The organism is Ruegeria sp. SAZA006 (genome assembly GCF_059613465.1).
Map to the genome: position 1 here is coordinate 410,600 of NZ_JBXWSO010000016.1, position 17,718 is coordinate 428,317.

The window sequence follows — 17,718 nt, forward strand, 5'->3', positions numbered from 1 at the left end:
TCGAGCAGGAGCAGCGCCGCAGAAGCGCTGTGCGGGAAGGGGGCGACCTGGGTCGCCTCCTTCTTTTTTGTTGCGGTTCGGGCCAAAAAACGGTTTGCCGAGGGGATGACGACTCCGACGTTTGAATTGGAACAGGCGCTGATTGCGCAAGGCTGCCCCAGAATAGCCGGCGTAGATGAGGTGGGCCGCGGCCCGTTGGCCGGTCCGGTCGTGGCGGCTGCGGTCATTCTGAATCCGCAAGACATTCCCGACGGTTTGAATGACTCCAAGAAGCTGACGGCGCGCAGGCGGCTCGCCCTTGAAGAAGATCTGCGTGCCCGGGCCGAGTTTGCCATTGCCGAGGCGTCGGTTGAGGAAATTGATGACCTCAATATCTTGTATGCTTCTCATCTTGCGATGGAGCGCGCCGTCGCCGCCCTGCATCCTGCGCCGGACTATCTGTTGATCGATGGCAATCTGATCCCCAAAGGGCTGACCTTGCCGGCGCAGGCTGTGGTCAAAGGGGATGCAAAGTCAGTCTCGATTGCGGCGGCGTCGATCCTTGCAAAGAATTGGCGCGATCAACTGATGGTGGATTTGGCGCAACAGCATCCGGGCTACGGCTGGGAAACCAATGCGGGCTATCCGTCCAAACAACACCGCGAGGCGCTGCAAAATCTTGGGGTAACCCCACACCATAGACGTTCATTCAAGCCCGTCCACAATATCTTGTATCAAGAGTAAATCGTAACCCTCTGATTCAAAAAAGAATTTGACGGCGAATCCAGTTTGACTCATCCTAGTCTCAACCAAATGAGCGCAAAAGCGCCGTGGAACTTGAGGCAGAGACATGACAACTACCAAGACAAAGGGCGCATCCGCGCTCCCTTTAAACACGATTCTATCTGGCGACTGCATCGAGGTGATGAACAGTCTGCCCGAGGCGTCAGTCGACCTGATTTTTGCGGATCCGCCGTATAATTTGCAGCTGAAAGGACAGTTGCATCGCCCGGACAACAGCCAGGTGGATGCGGTCGATGATCATTGGGACCAGTTCTCGAGCTTTGCCGCCTATGACCAGTTTACCCGCGCGTGGCTGAAGGCCGCGCATCGCCTGCTCAAGCCCAATGGGGCGATCTGGGTGATCGGCTCGTATCACAACATCTTCCGCGTGGGCTCGGCCCTGCAGGATGCGGGCTATTGGATTCTCAACGACGTGATCTGGCGCAAATCGAACCCGATGCCGAATTTCCGGGGCAAGCGGTTCACCAACGCGCATGAAACGATGATCTGGGCCAGCAAGCGGGAAGGCGCGAAATACACCTTCAACTATGAGGCGCTGAAGGCCTTGAATGAAGGCGTGCAGATGCGCAGCGACTGGGTGCTGCCGATCTGCACGGGCCACGAGCGTCTAAAGGACGAAAATGGTGACAAGGCGCACCCAACGCAAAAGCCCGAGTCGCTGTTGCACAGGGTTCTGGTTGGTTCGACCAACCCGGGTGACGTGGTGCTTGACCCGTTCTTCGGCACCGGAACCACCGGCGCGGTGGCCAAGATGCTGGGCCGCGAGTTCATCGGGATCGAGCGTGAGGACAGCTATCGCAAGGTGGCCGAAAAGCGCATCGCCAAGGTGCGCAAGTTCGACCGTGACGCGCTCGAGGTCAGCGCCAGCAAACGCGCCGAGCCGCGCGTGCCTTTCGGCCAGCTGGTCGAACGCGGCATGTTGCGCCCGGGCGAAGAGCTGTATTCGATGAACCAGCGGCACAAGGCCAAGGTACGGGCCGACGGCACGCTGGTGGGCGACAATATCAAGGGCTCGATCCATCAGGTGGGCGCGCATCTGGAAAACGCGCCGTCCTGCAATGGCTGGACATACTGGTGCTTCAAGCGCGACGGAAAAACCGTTCCGATCGACGTGCTGCGCCAGCAGATCCGGGCCGAACTGCACAACTGATCACACCAATACCGCCGGTGCCTGTGGCCTGACACATGGTACCAAGCCTTGCCCCGCCGAACCCGGCGGGGTCTTTTGTTTTTGGCCCCGTGATGTTTGGATGGTGCGACCCCATATCCCGCTACATAGCGAGGGAGCATCAGAAATGTCTGATACCACGGCCAGCCAATCCCGGCTTCAGCGGTTTTTCGTGACCACGCCGGACAAATTCAATTTGGACAACAAATACACCGAAGCCGCGCTGGAACGGCACAAGCGCGAAGGGCTGGAACTGGCCGTCCGCGCCCGCTGGATCGCCATGGCGTTGACCGGTGTCCTGCTGGTGTTTCTGAACCCGAACTGGGATGTGATGTGGTACCATTTCATCCTGCTGCTGATCTGTGCCAACGGCTGGCTGATCCGTCGCGCGGGCCGGGTGGGCCAATCTCGGATCGAGCTTCTGCTGATATTCGCCGATCTGCTGATCATGACGCTGGGCATGGTCGTTCCCAACCCGTTCAGTGACGATGTGCGCCCGCTGGCGATGCAGTACCGGTTCGACAATTTCCAGTATTTCTTCATCATCTTGGCCGCGGGTACGCTGGCCTATTCCTGGCGGACGGTGATCGCCATGGGCAGTTGGACGGCCTTGATGTGGACGGTGGGCTGGATCTTTGCCTGGTGGGTGGCCACGCCCATCCCCGGGCTCAGCGAAAAGGTTGCGGCCGCGTTGCAGGGCTATCCGGCCGTGGCCGAACTGCTGGACCCCAACAGCTTTATGGTTCCGATGCGCGTGCAAGAGGTGATCGTGTTCATGATGGTCGCGGTCACGCTGGGCGTGTCGATGCGGCGGCTCAATCGCCTGTTGATCTCAAACGCCGGGCTGGAACGGGAACGCGCCAACCTGTCGCGATACTTCTCGCCCAACGTGGTCGAGGAACTGAGCCAGAACGACGAACCGCTCAAGCAGGTGCGCAAGGAAAACATCGCCGTTCTGTTCATCGACATCGTGGGCTTCACGAAATTCGCTGCCGGCCGCGACCCGTATGAGGTGATCGAGGTGCTGCGGGGCTTCCATGCGCGAATGGAGGCCGAGGTTTTCCATCACCACGGCACCTTGGACAAGTATCTGGGCGACGGGCTGATGGCCACGTTCGGCACGCCAGTTCCAACCCCGCTGGACGCGGTCAATGCCCTGTCCTGCGCACGTTCAATGGCAGACATCATCGACCGTTGGAATCTGGAACGCCGACGGGCGGGCGAGCAGGAGATTCAGGTTGGCATCGGTGTTCACTACGGTCCGGTCGTTCTGGGTGATATCGGGGCCAACCGGCTGGAATTCGCGGTGATCGGAGACGCGGTCAATCTGGCTGCCAAGCTTGAAGCAATGACGCGAAAGATGGGTGCGCGGATCGTCATCAGCGACGCGCTGCGCGAAAAGGCCCTAAGCGAAGCGTCAACGGCTGCCGATCTGATGGATGGGTTCCAGCGCCACGATGCACAGGCGGTTGGCGGCGTGGAGCGGCCGGTTGATATCTGGGCGCTGCGTTGACCGCTCTCAGGACCGTGGCATCGGAAGCATTGCTTTGTTGTACGGCTTCCAGTCCGTAATCTCGGGGTAGTACTGTCGCCGCCAAGTCCGCACCCGTGGGTTCATCACACGCCGCCACAGCGGCGGGACCATCGCCGCGATTGTCATCACCGGATAGCCATAGGGCAGTTGCGGAGCCGCCTCGGCAGGGTGGTTCTGCAGCAGCGGAAACCTCCGGTTGGGTTTGTAATGATGGTCCGAGTGGCGTTGCAGATTGATCAGCAACCAGTTCGAGGCCTTGTGTGCGGCGTTCCACGAATGGCGCGGCCGGACATGTTCGTATTTACCGTCGCCTAGGTATTTGCGCGTCAGCCCGTAATGTTCGACATAGTTGACCAGTTCCAGCTGCCAGATCGCGGTGCCGGCCTGAACCAGGAACAGCCCCAGCCCCGCCCATCCGCCGAGCAGCAGCGCCAGCGCCAGCATCAGCCCCTGCAGCGCCCAGTACCGCCAGAACGGGTTCGCCCGGTCCGTCCAGCTCAGCCCCTTGCGCGCCAGCTTGGCCTTCTCGGCCTGAAACGCGGACACCAGGCACTGGCGCAGGACGCGCGGGTAGAAGCGGTGGAACCCTTCGTTGTAGCGCGCGGTCACCGGGTCGCGTGGGGTGCCGACATAGCGGTGATGCACCAGCAGGTGTTCGGACCGGAAATGGGAATACAGAACCATCGCCAGCAGGATGTCGCCCAGCCACCGTTCCAGCCGGCCCTTCTGGTGCATCAGCTCGTGGCTGTAGTTGATGCCGATCGTACCCGAGATCACGCCCATCCCGAAGAACAGCCCGATCTTTTCCAGCGATGACAGGTGTTCGGCGCGGGTGGCGTACCAGATCAGGCCATAGAGCGTAAGAAACTGGACGGGAACCCAGGCCTTGGTCAGCAGGACGTACCAACGCAGCGCGTCCTCGGGCGTTTCGGGGTCGGCGTTTTCAAGGTTCAGGCCGGTCAGGCCGTCCAGCGCTGCAAACAACCACCAGGTGGACAGCGGCACCAGCAATACCCACCAGCCGCCGGCGAAAGCGGTGAACCAAAGGATCGGGATCAATAGGAACGAAACCCAGAAAGGAAGGGCTGTCTGCCAGCGCGACAGGGTATCAGTCGAGATCATGGTTCAGGCTCCGAAAATCTGCCGTCAGGATAATCCTGCCCGATCCATTTTCCCAGATGCAGAACTGCCGCGCCACAGATCATGCGCCTTGCGCATCACGGTCGGAAGGTCGCCGGGGCGAAAGGCATGTTTGGGCATCACCACCAACCCCACAGGGTCCACCTCTGCGGGTACGGCGGCGGTCCAGACGCGCAGGATCAGGTGGAAATGGGTAAAGGTGTGTCGCACTTCGGCGGGGAGCAGGGCCCAATCGGCAGGAAAGGGCGGCGCCTCGGCCGCGTCCTCGGCCCAGTCCGAGCCCGGAAAGCCCAGCATCCCGCCCAACAGCCCAGTTTCCGGGCGGCGCTCCAACAGGATTGCGCCATCGGCGCGCTGTGCGATGTAGACGTGGCCAAGCCGGGTTGGCTTCGGCGCTTTGGGTGTTTTGCGCGGCAGGTCCGTCTGTGTTCCGGCAGCGCGGGCCTGGCATGGGTCTCGCAGCGGGCAGATGCCACAGGCCGGAGACTTCGGCGTACAGATCGTGGCCCCCAGATCCATCACCGCCTGGGCATAGTCGCCGGGGCGTTCGTCCGGGGTCAGCGCGGCGGCCTTCGCCTTCAGAAGAGGTTTCGATTTCGGCAGCGGGTCGTGGATGTCATGCAGCCGGGCCATGACCCGCTCGACATTCCCGTCCAGCACGGTTTCGGGCCGGTCAAAGGCGATGGCCGCGATGGCGGCGGCGGTGTAGGGGCCGATGCCGGGCAGCTTCAGCAGCGCATCATGGCTGTCTGGAAAGCGCCCGTCGTACTGGTCCACCACGGCGCGGGCGCATTTCAGCAGGTTGCGCGCGCGTGCGTAGTAGCCCAGCCCGGCCCATTCCGCCATCACCTGGTCATCGGGTGCGCCGGCCAGCGCGCGGACATTCGGCCAGCGCGAGGTGAAGCGCAGGAAATACTCCCGCACGGCGGCCACCGTGGTCTGCTGCAACATCACCTCGGACAGCCACACGCGATAGGGGTCGGGCTGCACGCCTGCCGCCCTGTCGGCGGGGTTGACCCGCCACGGCAGGTCGCGGGCATGACGGTCGTACCAGGCAAGCAGGCCGCGGCTCAGGTCGAAGGTGGCGGTGTCACGCAAGTTTTATCCATTTCTCTGTCGGGTTTCGCTGGCGCCCGGATGCACGCCCATTACAATAGCGGCGCAGGAGCTGGAAACCAGATGCAACCAAGACGGTCCACCACTCGCGGGTTCAAACGCACCGCGTCCTTGCTGAGCGATCGGATCCGTAAAGCCGGCGAAAGCCGCGGCTTTGCCGTGTCGCGCCTGTTGACCCATTGGGCCGATATCGTGGGCCCCGACATCGCCGCCATCGCCCGACCGGTCAAGGTGGGCTATGGCAAGGGTGGGTTCGGCGCCACATTGACCGTGCTGACCACCGGACCGCAGGCCCCGATGCTTGAGATGCAGAAGGACCGTCTGCGCGACAAGGTAAATGCCGTCTATGGCTACAGTGCCATCAGCCGCATCCGCATCACCCAGACCGCTCCGACCGGATTTGCCGAGGGGCAGGCCAGTTTCGAACACCGTCCGAAACAGGCGAAACTCACCATCGCACCGGAAGTCGTTGCCGAGGCGGACAAAGTGACGCGCGAGGTTCATGACCAAGACTTGCGTGCCGCCCTTGAACGACTGGGCCGGAACGTTCTATCCAAACAAAAATCGCTGAGAAAGGGCTGAATATGAGCCGTATCGCAACCGCAATTTGTGCGGTCATCGCCGTGGCCGCAGGCGGCTATTGGCTGACCCAATCGCCAAGCACCGTGCCTTTGCCACAACTGGTCGGCAGCGCCGAAGCGCAAAACGCCGATCTGGACACCTCGAGCATCGTCGAGATGGTTCAGGGGGCCGAGGATGCACCGGTCGAAATCATCGAATACGCGTCCTATACCTGCCCGCATTGCGCGAATTTCCATCAGGGGCCGTACAAGCAGCTCAAGAAGGATTACATCGACACCGGCAAGGTCAAGTTCATCTACCGCGAGGTCTATTTCGACCGCTACGGCATCTGGGCGTCGATGGTGGCGCGCTGCGGTGGCCCTGAGAAGTTCTTTGGCATCACCGACCTGATCTATCAGGGCCAGTCCGAATGGACTCGCGCCGGCGGCCCGGCCGAGATCGTGGAAGAACTGCGCAAAATCGGCCGTCTGGCCGGGCTGAGCAACGATCAGCTGGAAGCCTGCCTGCAGGACGGCACCAAGGCGCAGACCCTCGTCGCCTGGTACCAGAAAAACGCCGAGCAAGACGGTATCCAGGCCACCCCGTCCTTTGTCGTCAACGGCAAGAAGGTCGACAACCAGTCCTATGACGAGTTCAAGGCGCTGATCGAAAAGGAACTGGGCAACTGATGACCGGGCCTCTGGCCGGTCTCAAGGTTGTCGAACTGGCGCGCATTCTGGCTGGCCCCTGGGCCGGCCAGACCTTTGCCGATCTGGGCGCCGAGGTCATCAAGGTGGAATCCCCGGCCGGTGATGACACCCGCGCCTGGGGTCCGCCCTTCGTGACCCGCGATCAGGATGTCTCGGCGGCCTATTACCATTCGACCAATCGCGGCAAGGCGTCGGTGATCGCCGATTTCTCGACCCCCGAAGGGCAGGAGAAGGTGCGCGCGCTGGTAGCTGACGTCGATGTGGTGATCGAGAATTTCAAGGTCGGCGGGCTGAAGAAATACGGGCTGGACTATGACAGCCTCAGCCAGTTGAACCCGCGCCTCGTCTATTGCTCGATCACCGGGTTCGGGCAGACCGGGCCTTATGCGCATCGGGCTGGCTATGATTTCATCATCCAGGGCATGTCGGGTCTGATGTCCGTGACCGGAGAGCCCGACGGCCAGCCCCAGAAGGCAGGCGTGGCGATCACCGACGTATTCACCGGAATCTATGCGGTCGCCGGAGTTCTGGCCGCCTTGCACCAACGCCAGCGCACCGGGCGCGGGCAGCATGTGGACATGGCCCTGCTGGACGTGGCCGTGGCGGTCACGGCAAACCAGGCGCTGAACTATCTGACGACCGGCGAGGTGCCGCAGCGCATGGGCAATGCGCATGTGAACCTGGCGCCCTATCAGGTGTTCGATTGTGCCGACGGGCACATTATCATCGCCACCGGCAATGACCGGCAATATCAGCGCCTGTGCCAGGTGTTGAACCTGCCCGACATGGCCGAGGCGCCCGAATATCTGCATAACAAGGACCGGCTGGCCAATCGCCGAACCCTGATTGCACGGCTGAACGGCGCTACGGCGACATGGGCCAAAGCCGACCTGCTGGCCGCCTGCGAGGCACAAGGCATCCCCGCCGGGCCGATCAATACGCTGGACGAGGTCATGGCCGATCCGCAAGTGATCGCGCGCGGCATGCAGATCGCACTGGACGGGGTGCCGGGGATTCGCGCGCCGTTTGTCTTTTCGGATGCCGATCTGAACCTGTCGCGCCCCGCCCCGAAACTGGGCGAAGACGACTAGGGCGGCGGCGCGGCCGTCAGCAGACGTTGCCGCACGTCGTCGGCCTGATCCACCTGCAGGCGCACCGGTAGGGTGATGACCTTGCTGCGGAAGGCGGGCGGCAGGCGAACGGCGTCTTTCTCGGTGGTTACCATCTGCACTCCCAGCAGCCGCGCCTCGTTTTCCAGCCGGGTCATCAGGGCCGGCGTCAGCGGCTGGTGATCGTCCAGAGCCTCGGCCCGCAGCAGCCGCGCGCCCTGTTGGCGCAATGTCTGAAAGAACTTCTCGGGGTGGCCGATACCGGCAAAGGCCAGAACCGGAGTTTCGCTCCAGTCCATCCCGGTTTGCAGTGCCGTGACCTGACCGGTGGCGTGCGGAACGCCCAGCTTGTCGCTCCATTGCTGCGCGAACTGTTCCTGCGCGGCCAAGTCACCCAGCGACAGCGCCAGATCGGCCCGTTGCAGCCCCACATCGACCGGTTCGCGCAGCGGTCCGGCCGGCAGGCACAGGCCGTTGCCAAAGCCGCGGGCCGCGTCCACAACGACGATCGAGAATGTCTTGGCCACCGACGGGTTCTGGAACCCGTCGTCCAGCACGATCACGGTGGCGCCGGTCTCGGCGGCGGCGCGGGCGCCGGCGGCACGGTCCTTGGCGACCCAGACCTCGGCGAAGGCCGCCAGCAGCAAGGGCTCGTCACCAACCTGCGCCGCCGTGTGTCGGACCGGGTCCACCCGAACCGGCCCTTCGAGCGATCCGCCGTGGCCGCGGGTGACCACGTGCGGCGTGTGATACGCGTCACGCAACTGTTCCAGAACCCATATTGCCGTCGGCGTTTTGCCAGTGCCTCCGGCATTCAGGTTGCCGACGCAGATCACGGGTACACCCGGATCAACCCCGGGCCCCGACGCCACCCGCCGGGCCGTTGCCCGCGCATAGACGCGGCCCAGCGGCGCCAGCAGCCTTGCGCGCAGGCCGGGGTGATCCGGCGCGTTGTTCCAGAATTCAGGCGCCTTCATGTTCCGCTCCGTGCTGGTCCAGATGTTCCTGTACCATGTCGATCAGAGTATCCACCTGGGGCGCGCTCTCGGTCACCAGTTGCCAACCGGCAAGGGCCATGTTCGCGGCCAGGTCCGGTGCCAGCAGTTCAACGACAGCGTCGCCCAATTCGGTGGCGGTGCGAATTTCCCGAGCGGCTCCTACACCATCAAGCGCGTCATACAGGGCCTTGTGGCCGCTCACGTCCGGTCCATGGATCAAGGCCGAGCCCAGGGCTGCGGCCGCGATCGGGTCATGCCCGCCTATTCCCGGCTCGAGCGTGCTGCCCATGAACGTCACCGGAGAGACGCGATACCACAGGCCAAGGGCCTCGGGGTCCGACGCAAGGATGACCTGGGTCATGTCTTCGATCATGTCCCCATCTTCCCAGTTGGCGCAGCGCAGGTCCATCGTTTCCAGCCTTTTGCGCAGGGGCGCCGCCTCGGACATGTCCGCGACATGCAGGATCAGGGCCAGCCTCGGCAGCATCCGCATGGCCTGCCGATGTGCGCTGAGCACCGAGATGAATTCCTTGGCGTCGACCCACGCCGCCAGCCAGACCGGCCGCCCTGCAAACGCATGGTTTGTCTCGATCAGCTCGTCCTCGGGCCAGGGGCCAAGGGTGGGGCTGATACTGAGCGGCGGAAACAGTGCCACCTTCGAAGCCGGGACGCCCAGACGTCGGATTTGCCGGGCTGCATCCTCGGACGTGACGTGGATCGCGCGAAAGCAGTCAAAGGTATAGCGGTTGATGTCCGGCAGCCATTTCCCGACAAAGGCAACACGAACGTCGTTCTCGCCCTCAAGCAGGACCATGGGTATACCGCGTTCGGCCGCGCGGGTGATCACGTTGGGCATCAGGCCGCCGCCGACCCACAGCCCCATGTCAGGCTGCCAGTGCTCCAGGAATCCACGCGCCGCGCCGGTTTGTTCGTCAGGCAACGGAACCAGTTCCATGTCGCAATCCGCCCAGCGTGTCAGGTCAGCGTCAGGCGGGACGGTCAACAGAATCGACAGCCCTGGCCGGGACTGCTGCAGCCGCTTGCAAAAGTCGTTCACCGCGCGCAGGCGCTGTGCGTTTGCAACATGAATCCACAGCAGCTCACCCGCGGGGCGAGGCGGCGTGTTGTGTCCGGTGGGCTTGGGAACACCCCAGGACAACGCGCGATAGGCCGCCAGGCTGAGGGATCGCGGTTTGCTCATGCCCGATGCCCCTGCATTGTCTGATCCAGTCGCCCTATCAGAATCTCGTGCAATTCGGAGCCGGCGCCAACAACACCGTTCAGCCGTGGGTTGGGGTTGTTGAATCGCAACGGGCGCCCGGTACGGTCAGTACAGGTGCCGCCTGCTTCGCGCAGGATCAGGTCCCCGGCCGCGATGTCCCATTCCCAGCTTGGGCGCAAGGTCAGCATCCCGTCGAACCTGCCCTGCGCGACCAGCGCCATACGGTAGGCCAGCGACGGGCGATAGGCCCGACGGAAGATCGGCGCGACGCCGCCCTGCCAATGATCCGGTTTCAGGTTCGGCTTTGCGGCCAGAACCTCGGCTTCGGCCTCTGTGGCCGCCGCGGTCACCCGGATCGACTGACCGTTCAGTGTTGCCCCCTGTCCCCGCGCGGCAGCAAACAGCATGTCGCGCATCGGCAGGTAGATCACGCCGGCGATGACCTGTCCGCGATCGGCGACCGCCAAGGAATGCGCCCAGGTCCGCGACCCTTCGGCAAAGCTGCGGGTGCCGTCGATCGGGTCGATGATGAACACTCGGTCACGGGTCAATCGGTCCTGATTGTCCTCGGTCTCCTCGCTCAGCCAGCCATATCCGGGCCGCGCACTGGGCAGGCGTTGTTCCAGCATTGCGTTTACGGCCAGATCAGCCTCGGTCACAGGCCCGGCGCCCTTGGGTTTGTCCCAGCTCTGCATCTCGCGGCCTGCATAGGCGACGGCAATCCGGCCGGCCTCGCGTGCGGCGTCGATCAGCAGGGACAGGTCAGTTTCCGGCAAGTGTCATCCCTTCGATCAGAAGCGAAGGCACAACCCGGGACAGATAGGTGCGCGCGTCATTGGCCGGGATGATCCGCATCAGCATGTCCCGCAGGTTTCCGGCAATCGTGCATTCGTTGATCGGGTGCGAGATCTCTCCGTTTTCGACCCAGAAACCCGACGCACCGCGTGAGTAATCGCCGGTATTGGGGTTGATGGTGGACCCTATCATCGAGGTCACCAGCAATCCCGTTCCCATGTCGCGAAGCAGGTCGTCGCGGCTGGACTCACCCTGGGTCAGGCTCAGGTTCCAGTTGCTGGGAGATGGAGGGCCGGACACGCCACGGGCGGCGTTCCCGGTGGATTTCATGCCCAGTTTCCGCGCGCTTGAAAGATCCAGGGTCCATCCGGTCAGCACGCCGTTTTCGACGATCATCCGGCGCGCGGTCGGCAATCCTTCGGCATCAAACGGGCGCGATCCCGCAATTCTGGGGCGATGGGGGTCTTCGACCAGTGACAGATGTGCAGGCAGCACCTGCTGGCCCAGGCTGTCCTTGAGCCAGGAGGCACCGCGGGCCACCGCCGCGCCGTTGCTGGCCGCCAGAAGATGCCCGATCAAAGAGGACGAGATCCGCTCGTCGAACAATACCGGGAAGCGCCCTGTTTCCGGCTTCCGGGCACCCACTCGCTGCACGGCACGCTCGCCGGCGATCCGGCCGATCTCGTCGGGGCTACGCAGGTCGGACTGAAAGCTGCGGCTGTCTCCGTCATAGTCGCGTTCCATCCCGGTGCCTTCGCCCGAGATCGCCACGCATGAAACCGAGCGGCTGCTGCGCGCATAGCCACCGGAAAACCCATTTGTCGCGGACAGATGAACCCGGTGAGTACCGTAGGATGCCGCCGCATCAGACACCTGGGTAACGCCTTCCACCGCCAGTGCCGCAGCCTCGGCGGTCAGCGCGTCCTGCATCAGAGCGTCTGCCGAAGGTTCGGGCGTGGGGTCAAAAAGCTCCAAGGAGTCGACGGAAAAACCGCTGGCCAGTTGCTCCGGATCCGCCAGACCAGTGAACGGATCCTCGGGCGCTTCGCGCGCCATGGCCACGGCCCGTTCGGCCATGGCGGCAAGCGTTTCGGGTCGACTGTCCGAGCCTGACACGATGGCCTGCTGCTTGCCGATGAAAACACGCAACCCCACGTCGGTGCTTTCGGCGCGTTCGGCGTGCTCCAATGCGCCGCCACGCACCTCGACCGAGACCGAGGATCCGTCGATCACGATCGTGTCGGCCGCTTCGGCTCCGGCCTTGCGGGCCAGGTCCAGCATTTCGTGGCTGATTGCTTCGGGTGATCGGGTCATGCTGCCTCCAATTGATTGTATTGGACCTAGCCTTGGTCAACCCGCCTCGCAAGCCCTTGGGTGCATCCAATGCGTCACGGATGGCGACGGCACGTTCGGAAATCGAGGCCCACGGAAATGGTTACCGCTGGGAAGGGCCGCAGCTGCAGGGTAAGCTGGCTGCAGAGAATGACCGGTCGTCCGGCGGCAGTGATATTTGAGGTATGAGGTTTGGCGCGCTTCCTTGTGGTTGAGTTTGACGAGCCCGGAGTCCTTGCCAAGGGCAAAGGGTCCCGCAACATCATCGTGCGCCTGACTCGGGTGATGGGTAAGCTGGGCGTTCCCTCCGAGGTTTTGCCCTTCGCCGAATTGATGGCACGCGGTTCGATCGACGACCCGCAGAGTTACGTTCTGCTTCACTACAACGAGCTGTTTGTCGTTCAGAACGAAAAAGTTGACTGGCTGCGTGCGCGGGAATCTGAAATCGAGGCACTGGGCCACAGGATTTTGCACTCGGTCGAACATGGCCGCGTCGTCGGGCACAAGATCCGTCAGAACAAGGTTCTGACAGCGGCAGGGGTTCCAATGCCCCGGCTTATCGAGACTGGGTCTTCGTTTGAAACTGCGTTCTCGAACGAAGTTTCAAACGCTCATGTTCCGATTCAGCTTGTAGGGAATGCGGCGGAGTTGGACCCGGATCGTTACAACACCGAGTATGTCGATTGTCGTCACGAGTATGAAGGTGAGATGTGGCACGTCTGCATTCGTGCGCAAGCGGTGGGCGAACAGGTTCTGTTTTCGTGGGTTAGAGCGGGGCCGCAGCCAAACGTTCGAACTCGTGGAACACCCCTCGACGCCAAGCTCTTGAACCACTTCCATTCCAAGCTGGTTGTTCCGAACACTGATCAGATCGGGGAAATTGCGAGCGCGATAAAAAAGGCGCTCGGCGTCGGTTTCTTTGCGCACGATATCTTACCATGCGCAAAGACAGGCCGACTTTTTCTGTGCGAAACCAATTACAAATTCTACGAGGGCTTCTATCGTTTCTACATGAAGCCGATTGCAAAAGACCTGCCCAATCAGGCCTTTTTTGATGGGCGCAAAGTTACACGGCGGATGGCTCGGGCTTTGGTGCAGGAACTTGATTTGAAGACCTGAAAAGCCCGAGATTGCATCGGACCAAAGAAAAAGGGCGCGGAACACCGCGCCCTTGGTCGAAGGCCAGGCCAAGCGAGCTTACTTGATCCGTTGACCATTGGCCAAAATCTGGCCGTCCTTGGTGAACTCGATCTTGGAGTTCAGCGTATCGGGTTGGTCACCCGGAACGGCCATCATCCCCATCATCATGCGCGCGCCCATGGCGTCGTTCTCGGACATGAACCCCATTCCGATCAGCTTGTCGATCAGGGCATTGGCACCTACCAGTTGGAGGTTTGCCTCACCCGCCGGCGCCGGAACGCCGCCGAACTCTTCGGTGTTCGAGTTGTCGAAGGTGAAATCACCGGTGCCCGTCAGCTTGGCGCCGACCATCGAGACCAGCAGTTCATTGACTTTGAGCGAATGCAGTTCGGCCGGAACTTCGTCCGAGCTTTCCAAAGCTTCGGCAACTTCCGGGTCCAGGAAGTTCAGGAGAACCTTTGCGGTGCCCGTTGCATCCAACGCGATCGTGGCTGGATCGCGCGGCAAGGCGCCTGCGGGGTCGAACATGCTCCACAGAATGTCGGACATGGTGAAGTCTGTCAGATTCATCGCAAAGCCGAACGGCTCGACCTCTTCTGATGCCTGGATAGGTGCCTCGAGTTTCAGACCGGCCTTCGCCATTGCAATCTCGATGGGAAACGGCAGGTCTGCCGTGGTTACTTCGAGCTTTGCATTGTTCTGTTCGACATCATACGCCAGACGCTCGGCGTCGATACTGGCACCGAAGCGGCCACCGTCCGAACTGCTGGCCATCGAGAAGGCCTCGCCTTCGCTGGTGCCTGCGATGCTGGTTTGGCCAGCGCCGTAGGTGAAGATCCCGTCAAAGGCAAAACCAGCCTCATATGCGCCTTCCACGTCCGCCAGGCTGAAGCCTTCGGGGATTACGTTCCTGCCTTCGAACTCCAGCTGGTCGAGCTTGCCGTTGATGCGCGCATCTTCGCCCGTTTCCGGGTCTTGGAAATTCAGGTCGTAGGTCAGGTTTGCCGCGGTGAAATTCTGGTCGACCTTGCGGCCCTCTCCGATCTGCATCCGGGATGCACCGGCCAGGTTGATCATCTCAAAACCCAGATCCAGCGCGTCGTCGGGCATCGCTTCGCCATCGACCATGATGTTGTCGAGCGCCAGTGCCAGCTTGCTGGCAGAGTAGTCATAGGTCATGTCGTCGGGCGACCCCGAAACCAGCATTTTCAACCCTGTCTGCGAGTACAGGATATCCACCGAGAATTCTTCCTCCTCGGCCTGGCCGGATACCGTCATGGGAAAGCTTTCGGGGAATTCGATGCTGACCGTTCCGTCGCCGTTTTCCGTCAGGGTCATTTCCGGAACGACCATGTCGAACGAGCCTTCTCCCTCGGGAAAGTCCATCTTCATGGTCATGTTCGTGATGGTGGTGACCTCGCCAGAGGTGTTCTGCTCGCCGGTGATGGTGTACCCCATGCTGCCCATGTAGGCCTGCCAATCCGACCAGACATCGTTGGCGGACAGATCGGCAAAAGCGCCTTGGGTTGCAACGGCATAAGCCAGCGCGGCACCGCAGCTGCGGCGGAAGAAAACGGACATAAGGGAACCCTTCTCGGTAAAATTTGCGCGCATGGTCGTGGTTGTCGCGGCTGCCGTCAAGGGGCAAGGGCTGGACGATTTCCCCGTTTGCGCGGTACCACTTTACCCGATTTCAATCCAAAAGGATTACAGGATGCACATGAAGGGCAAAACAGTACTGATCACCGGAGCCAGCCGCGGCATCGGCGCCGAAGCAGGGCGCGTATTTGCCGCAGCCGGCGCCAATGTCGCGCTGGTAGCGCGCAGCCATGATCAGATCGACGCATTGGCCGCGGCGTTGGGTGAGAACGCCATCGCGCTGTCCTGCGATGTCAGCGATTTTGCGCAGGTGGAACAAGCGGTTGCGGATTGCGCCGACCGCTTTGGCCGCGTGGACGTGCTGATCGGCAATGCGGGTGTGATCGATCCGATTTTTCACCTGTCAAATGCCGATCCAGCAGCCTGGAGCAAGGCCATCGACATCAACCTCAAAGGTGTGTTCCACGGGATGCGCGCGGTTCTGCCGCTGATGCGGGCGGCGGGCGGCGGGACGGTTCTGACCGTTTCCTCCGGAGCCGCCTCGAATCCGGTCGAGGCTTGGAGCCACTACTGCGCGTCCAAGGCTGGGGCGAAAATGCTGACCGAATGTCTGCACCTCGAAGAGGCGCATCACGGCATTCGCGCCATGGGCCTGTCCCCGGGCACGGTGGCGACCGACATGCAGCGGGTCATCAAGGCCAGCGGCATCAACCCGGTCAGCCAGCTGGACTGGGACGATCACATCCCGGCCGACTGGCCGGCGCGGGCGCTGCTGTGGATGTGCTCGGAAGATGCGGACGAGTTTCTGGGAACCGAGATTTCGCTGCGCCGTGACGACATTCGCCAGAGGATCGGCCTGACGTGATCGACCTGACCCAGCAGGACGGTCTTTGGACGGTCACGATCAACAACCCCGGCAAGGCCAATGCCCTGACCGGGGCCATGTTGTCGGACCTGTTGCAGATCGCCGAAGCGGCCCAAGAGGCGCGCGCCCTTATCCTGACCGGAGCGGGCAAGGTGTTCAGTGCCGGTGCCGATCTGGACGAGGCGCGGGCAGGCCTTGCGACCTCGGACCTGTGGGAGCGTTTGTCCGGAGCCATCGCGGCGCTGCCCTGCCTGACCGTCGCTGCGTTGAACGGCACCATGGCGGGCGGGGCCAACGGTATGGCATTGGCCTGTGACCTGCGCATCGCGGTGCCCACGGCCAAGGTCTTCTACCCGGTCATGCGGTTGGGGTTCCTGCCGCAGCCATCGGACGTGAAACGCATGCGGGCGCTGATCGGCCCCGCCCGGACCAAGCTGATCCTGATGGCAGGCCAGAAGGTCACGGCGGACGAAGCGCTTGCCTTTGGCCTGGTGGACCGGGTGGTCGCCCCGGAAGATCTGATGCAGACCGCGCGGGACCTGGTTGCCGACAGCCTGGCCGCTGATCCGCAGAGGGCGGCCGGTATCGCCGGGATGTGCGGATGAGGATCGCTGCCCTTCGCCTGCGTGTGGCTGATCCCGCACGGCTGGCCGATTTCTACAGGGCAAACCTGGGCATGGTCGTTCGTGCCGAGGGAGATGCGCGACGAGTGGGCTATCCGGGACCCAGCGCCGACCTTCTGCTGTTGCCCGGAGGCTGCGGATACGCCCACGACCGGGGTCAGAGGTACTGGAAGATCGGCATCACCCTGCCGGATCTTGACCTTGCTGCGGAATGGCTTCGGCGCGCTGGCATCAACGTCAGCCGTCCGGCCCAGTTTCGAGATATCGGTTACATGTGCCACCTCTCCGACCCCGAAGGCTTCTCGATCGAGCTTCTTCAGCAGGATTTCGAGGGGAACCGACCCGAAAAGCAGCGGGATGAGAACCCGTTCGGACAGGCCGCCGTGGGCCAGATCACTCTGCGGACCGGCGACATTTCGGCAGAGGATGCGTTCTGCAGGGATTTGGGTATGCACCTGCTCTCTATGCAGGACGTGGCCTCGCACGGGTTTGATCTGCATTTCTATGCCTTCACGACCGAGGTGCCGCCGGACCCTGATCTCTGGGCGGTGGCCAATCGCGAATGGCTGTGGAAACGTCCCTATACCACCTTGGAATACCAGCATATTCCCGATGCGCGAATCGTTCCCGCGCCAGACTTTCTGGGCATCGAGGTCGAGGGCCTGGCTGCAACGGAAACAGACCCGATGGGTGACCCGTTCCCGCCAGCCTGATCAACGGCCGCGACGTCGGCCCGGGACTTTGGATTGAAATCCCGGCGGACGTTTGCGTACCCAGTCCAGAAACCGGTTCAGCCGGGGATGCGTGAGCAGGCTTTCTACAGTGTTGAAGTCTCGCGCAAGCTCGGCTTCGGTCAGGGTGGCGTGCACCTCCTTGTGGCAGATCTTGTGCAGCAGAACGGTGGGACCGCCCTTGCCACCTTTGAGTTTTGGGATCAGATGGTGCAGGCTGCCGGTCCCGTTCGGGATCGGGCGGTTGCAGAGCGGGCAGATCGTATCGCTGTTCGTCATCACCGGAACACAG

The 17,718-nt window shown here is 62.4% G+C and carries 18 protein-coding genes; 10 read left to right on the forward strand and 8 right to left on the reverse strand.

The window, feature by feature from the left end; all coding sequences use genetic code 11:
- The first annotated feature begins 105 nt into the window (after window positions 1–105).
- The 3 genes from rnhB (at window position 106) to AC2FNZ_RS17195 (ending at window position 3,464) form a co-directional block, all read left to right on the forward strand.
- A complete protein-coding gene (gene rnhB, locus AC2FNZ_RS17185) occupies window positions 106–723 on the forward strand; it encodes a ribonuclease HII (protein WP_170420001.1) in 618 nt (205 codons plus the stop codon).
- Window positions 724–829: 106 nt separating this feature from the next.
- Window positions 830–1,933 (forward strand): site-specific DNA-methyltransferase, encoded by a 1,104-nt coding sequence (locus AC2FNZ_RS17190; protein ID WP_496841366.1) that lies wholly within the window; start codon window positions 830–832, stop codon window positions 1,931–1,933.
- 145 nt (window positions 1,934–2,078) lie between these two features.
- On the forward strand, window positions 2,079–3,464 hold the full coding sequence (locus tag AC2FNZ_RS17195) for an adenylate/guanylate cyclase domain-containing protein (protein WP_496841367.1): 1,386 nt from the start codon (window positions 2,079–2,081) through the stop codon (window positions 3,462–3,464).
- A 6-nt stretch (window positions 3,465–3,470) separates the two neighbouring features.
- Here AC2FNZ_RS17195 and AC2FNZ_RS17200 read toward each other — a convergent pair whose 3' ends face one another.
- Both AC2FNZ_RS17200 and mutY read right to left on the reverse strand, forming a co-directional pair.
- On the reverse strand, window positions 3,471–4,607 hold the full coding sequence (locus AC2FNZ_RS17200; protein ID WP_496841368.1) for an alkane 1-monooxygenase: 1,137 nt from the start codon (window positions 4,605–4,607) through the stop codon (window positions 3,471–3,473).
- A gap of 24 nt (window positions 4,608–4,631) precedes the next feature.
- Window positions 4,632–5,723, reverse strand: a complete 1,092-nt coding sequence (mutY, locus tag AC2FNZ_RS17205) for an A/G-specific adenine glycosylase (protein WP_496841369.1) — start codon at window positions 5,721–5,723, stop codon at window positions 4,632–4,634.
- An 81-nt stretch (window positions 5,724–5,804) separates the two neighbouring features.
- Here mutY and AC2FNZ_RS17210 point away from each other — a divergent pair, with 81 nt between their 5' ends.
- Genes AC2FNZ_RS17210 through AC2FNZ_RS17220 form a run of 3 tightly spaced genes read left to right on the forward strand, consistent with a single transcriptional unit; the run spans window position 5,805 to window position 8,103 of the window.
- The gene (locus tag AC2FNZ_RS17210; RefSeq protein WP_170588588.1) at window positions 5,805–6,323 is read left to right on the forward strand and encodes a DUF721 domain-containing protein; all 519 of its coding nucleotides are present in this window, start codon (window positions 5,805–5,807) and stop codon (window positions 6,321–6,323) included.
- A 2-nt stretch (window positions 6,324–6,325) separates the two neighbouring features.
- Window positions 6,326–6,991, forward strand: coding sequence for a DsbA family protein (locus tag AC2FNZ_RS17215; protein WP_496841370.1), 666 nt, complete (start codon window positions 6,326–6,328; stop codon window positions 6,989–6,991).
- Complete coding sequence (locus AC2FNZ_RS17220; protein WP_496841371.1) at window positions 6,991–8,103, forward strand: CaiB/BaiF CoA transferase family protein; 1,113 nt, start codon at window positions 6,991–6,993, stop codon at window positions 8,101–8,103. The genes AC2FNZ_RS17215 and AC2FNZ_RS17220 overlap by 1 nt, the downstream gene beginning before the upstream one ends.
- On the opposite strand, the gene lpxK is transcribed toward AC2FNZ_RS17220, so the two are convergent.
- From lpxK to AC2FNZ_RS17240, 4 genes are read right to left on the reverse strand one after another with little or no spacing between them, the layout of a single operon-like run.
- Entirely contained in the window at window positions 8,100–9,098 is a 999-nt protein-coding gene (lpxK, locus tag AC2FNZ_RS17225; RefSeq protein ID WP_496841372.1) for a tetraacyldisaccharide 4'-kinase, read from the reverse strand. The genes AC2FNZ_RS17220 and lpxK overlap by 4 nt on opposite strands.
- Complete coding sequence (locus AC2FNZ_RS17230; RefSeq protein ID WP_496841373.1) at window positions 9,085–10,320, reverse strand: 3-deoxy-D-manno-octulosonic acid transferase; 1,236 nt, start codon at window positions 10,318–10,320, stop codon at window positions 9,085–9,087. Before AC2FNZ_RS17230 ends, lpxK begins: the two co-directional genes overlap by 14 nt.
- Window positions 10,317–11,117 (reverse strand): 3'(2'),5'-bisphosphate nucleotidase CysQ, encoded by an 801-nt coding sequence (locus AC2FNZ_RS17235; protein WP_496841374.1) that lies wholly within the window; start codon window positions 11,115–11,117, stop codon window positions 10,317–10,319. The genes AC2FNZ_RS17230 and AC2FNZ_RS17235 overlap by 4 nt, the downstream gene beginning before the upstream one ends.
- Window positions 11,104–12,450, reverse strand: coding sequence for a TldD/PmbA family protein (locus AC2FNZ_RS17240; protein WP_496841375.1), 1,347 nt, complete (start codon window positions 12,448–12,450; stop codon window positions 11,104–11,106). Before AC2FNZ_RS17240 ends, AC2FNZ_RS17235 begins: the two co-directional genes overlap by 14 nt.
- A gap of 303 nt (window positions 12,451–12,753) precedes the next feature.
- Between AC2FNZ_RS17240 and AC2FNZ_RS17245 the strand changes: the two genes are divergently transcribed.
- Window positions 12,754–13,587: a hypothetical protein gene (locus AC2FNZ_RS17245; protein WP_496841376.1), complete on the forward strand. Its 834-nt coding sequence runs from the start codon at window positions 12,754–12,756 to the stop codon at window positions 13,585–13,587.
- A gap of 78 nt (window positions 13,588–13,665) precedes the next feature.
- On the opposite strand, the gene AC2FNZ_RS17250 is transcribed toward AC2FNZ_RS17245, so the two are convergent.
- Entirely contained in the window at window positions 13,666–15,189 is a 1,524-nt protein-coding gene (locus AC2FNZ_RS17250) for a DUF2125 domain-containing protein (RefSeq protein ID WP_496841377.1), read from the reverse strand.
- Window positions 15,190–15,322: 133 nt separating this feature from the next.
- Between AC2FNZ_RS17250 and AC2FNZ_RS17255 the strand changes: the two genes are divergently transcribed.
- The 3 genes from AC2FNZ_RS17255 to AC2FNZ_RS17265 are packed head-to-tail and all read left to right on the forward strand — an operon-like array spanning window position 15,323 to window position 17,408.
- Window positions 15,323–16,072, forward strand: coding sequence for an SDR family oxidoreductase (locus AC2FNZ_RS17255; protein ID WP_093964250.1), 750 nt, complete (start codon window positions 15,323–15,325; stop codon window positions 16,070–16,072).
- Entirely contained in the window at window positions 16,069–16,677 is a 609-nt protein-coding gene (locus AC2FNZ_RS17260; protein ID WP_496834399.1) for an enoyl-CoA hydratase/isomerase family protein, read from the forward strand. Before AC2FNZ_RS17255 ends, AC2FNZ_RS17260 begins: the two co-directional genes overlap by 4 nt.
- A complete protein-coding gene (locus tag AC2FNZ_RS17265; RefSeq protein ID WP_496841378.1) occupies window positions 16,674–17,408 on the forward strand; it encodes a VOC family protein in 735 nt (244 codons plus the stop codon). Before AC2FNZ_RS17260 ends, AC2FNZ_RS17265 begins: the two co-directional genes overlap by 4 nt.
- On the opposite strand, the gene AC2FNZ_RS17270 is transcribed toward AC2FNZ_RS17265, so the two are convergent.
- Window positions 17,409–17,705 carry an HNH endonuclease gene (locus tag AC2FNZ_RS17270; protein WP_496841379.1) on the reverse strand — a complete coding sequence of 99 codons (297 nt, stop codon included), beginning with the start codon at window positions 17,703–17,705 and terminating at the stop codon, window positions 17,409–17,411.
- Window positions 17,706–17,718: the final 13 nt, after the last annotated feature.

Coding starts and splice junctions, on each gene's coding strand:
- AC2FNZ_RS17190 (WP_496841366.1), top strand. CDS start 830: ATGACAACTACCAAGACAAAGGGCGCATCCGCGCTCCCTTTAAACACG.
- AC2FNZ_RS17200 (WP_496841368.1), bottom strand. CDS start 4,607: ATGATCTCGACTGATACCCTGTCGCGCTGGCAGACAGCCCTTCCTTTC.
- AC2FNZ_RS17250 (WP_496841377.1), bottom strand. CDS start 15,189: ATGTCCGTTTTCTTCCGCCGCAGCTGCGGTGCCGCGCTGGCTTATGCC.
- AC2FNZ_RS17230 (WP_496841373.1), bottom strand. CDS start 10,320: ATGAGCAAACCGCGATCCCTCAGCCTGGCGGCCTATCGCGCGTTGTCC.
- AC2FNZ_RS17195 (WP_496841367.1), top strand. CDS start 2,079: ATGTCTGATACCACGGCCAGCCAATCCCGGCTTCAGCGGTTTTTCGTG.
- AC2FNZ_RS17220 (WP_496841371.1), top strand. CDS start 6,991: ATGACCGGGCCTCTGGCCGGTCTCAAGGTTGTCGAACTGGCGCGCATT.
- AC2FNZ_RS17255 (WP_093964250.1), top strand. CDS start 15,323: ATGCACATGAAGGGCAAAACAGTACTGATCACCGGAGCCAGCCGCGGC.
- AC2FNZ_RS17210 (WP_170588588.1), top strand. CDS start 5,805: ATGCAACCAAGACGGTCCACCACTCGCGGGTTCAAACGCACCGCGTCC.
- lpxK (WP_496841372.1), bottom strand. CDS start 9,098: ATGAAGGCGCCTGAATTCTGGAACAACGCGCCGGATCACCCCGGCCTG.
- AC2FNZ_RS17265 (WP_496841378.1), top strand. CDS start 16,674: ATGAGGATCGCTGCCCTTCGCCTGCGTGTGGCTGATCCCGCACGGCTG.
- AC2FNZ_RS17215 (WP_496841370.1), top strand. CDS start 6,326: ATGAGCCGTATCGCAACCGCAATTTGTGCGGTCATCGCCGTGGCCGCA.
- rnhB (WP_170420001.1), top strand. CDS start 106: ATGACGACTCCGACGTTTGAATTGGAACAGGCGCTGATTGCGCAAGGC.
- AC2FNZ_RS17240 (WP_496841375.1), bottom strand. CDS start 12,450: ATGACCCGATCACCCGAAGCAATCAGCCACGAAATGCTGGACCTGGCC.
- AC2FNZ_RS17270 (WP_496841379.1), bottom strand. CDS start 17,705: ATGACGAACAGCGATACGATCTGCCCGCTCTGCAACCGCCCGATCCCG.
- AC2FNZ_RS17245 (WP_496841376.1), top strand. CDS start 12,754: ATGGGTAAGCTGGGCGTTCCCTCCGAGGTTTTGCCCTTCGCCGAATTG.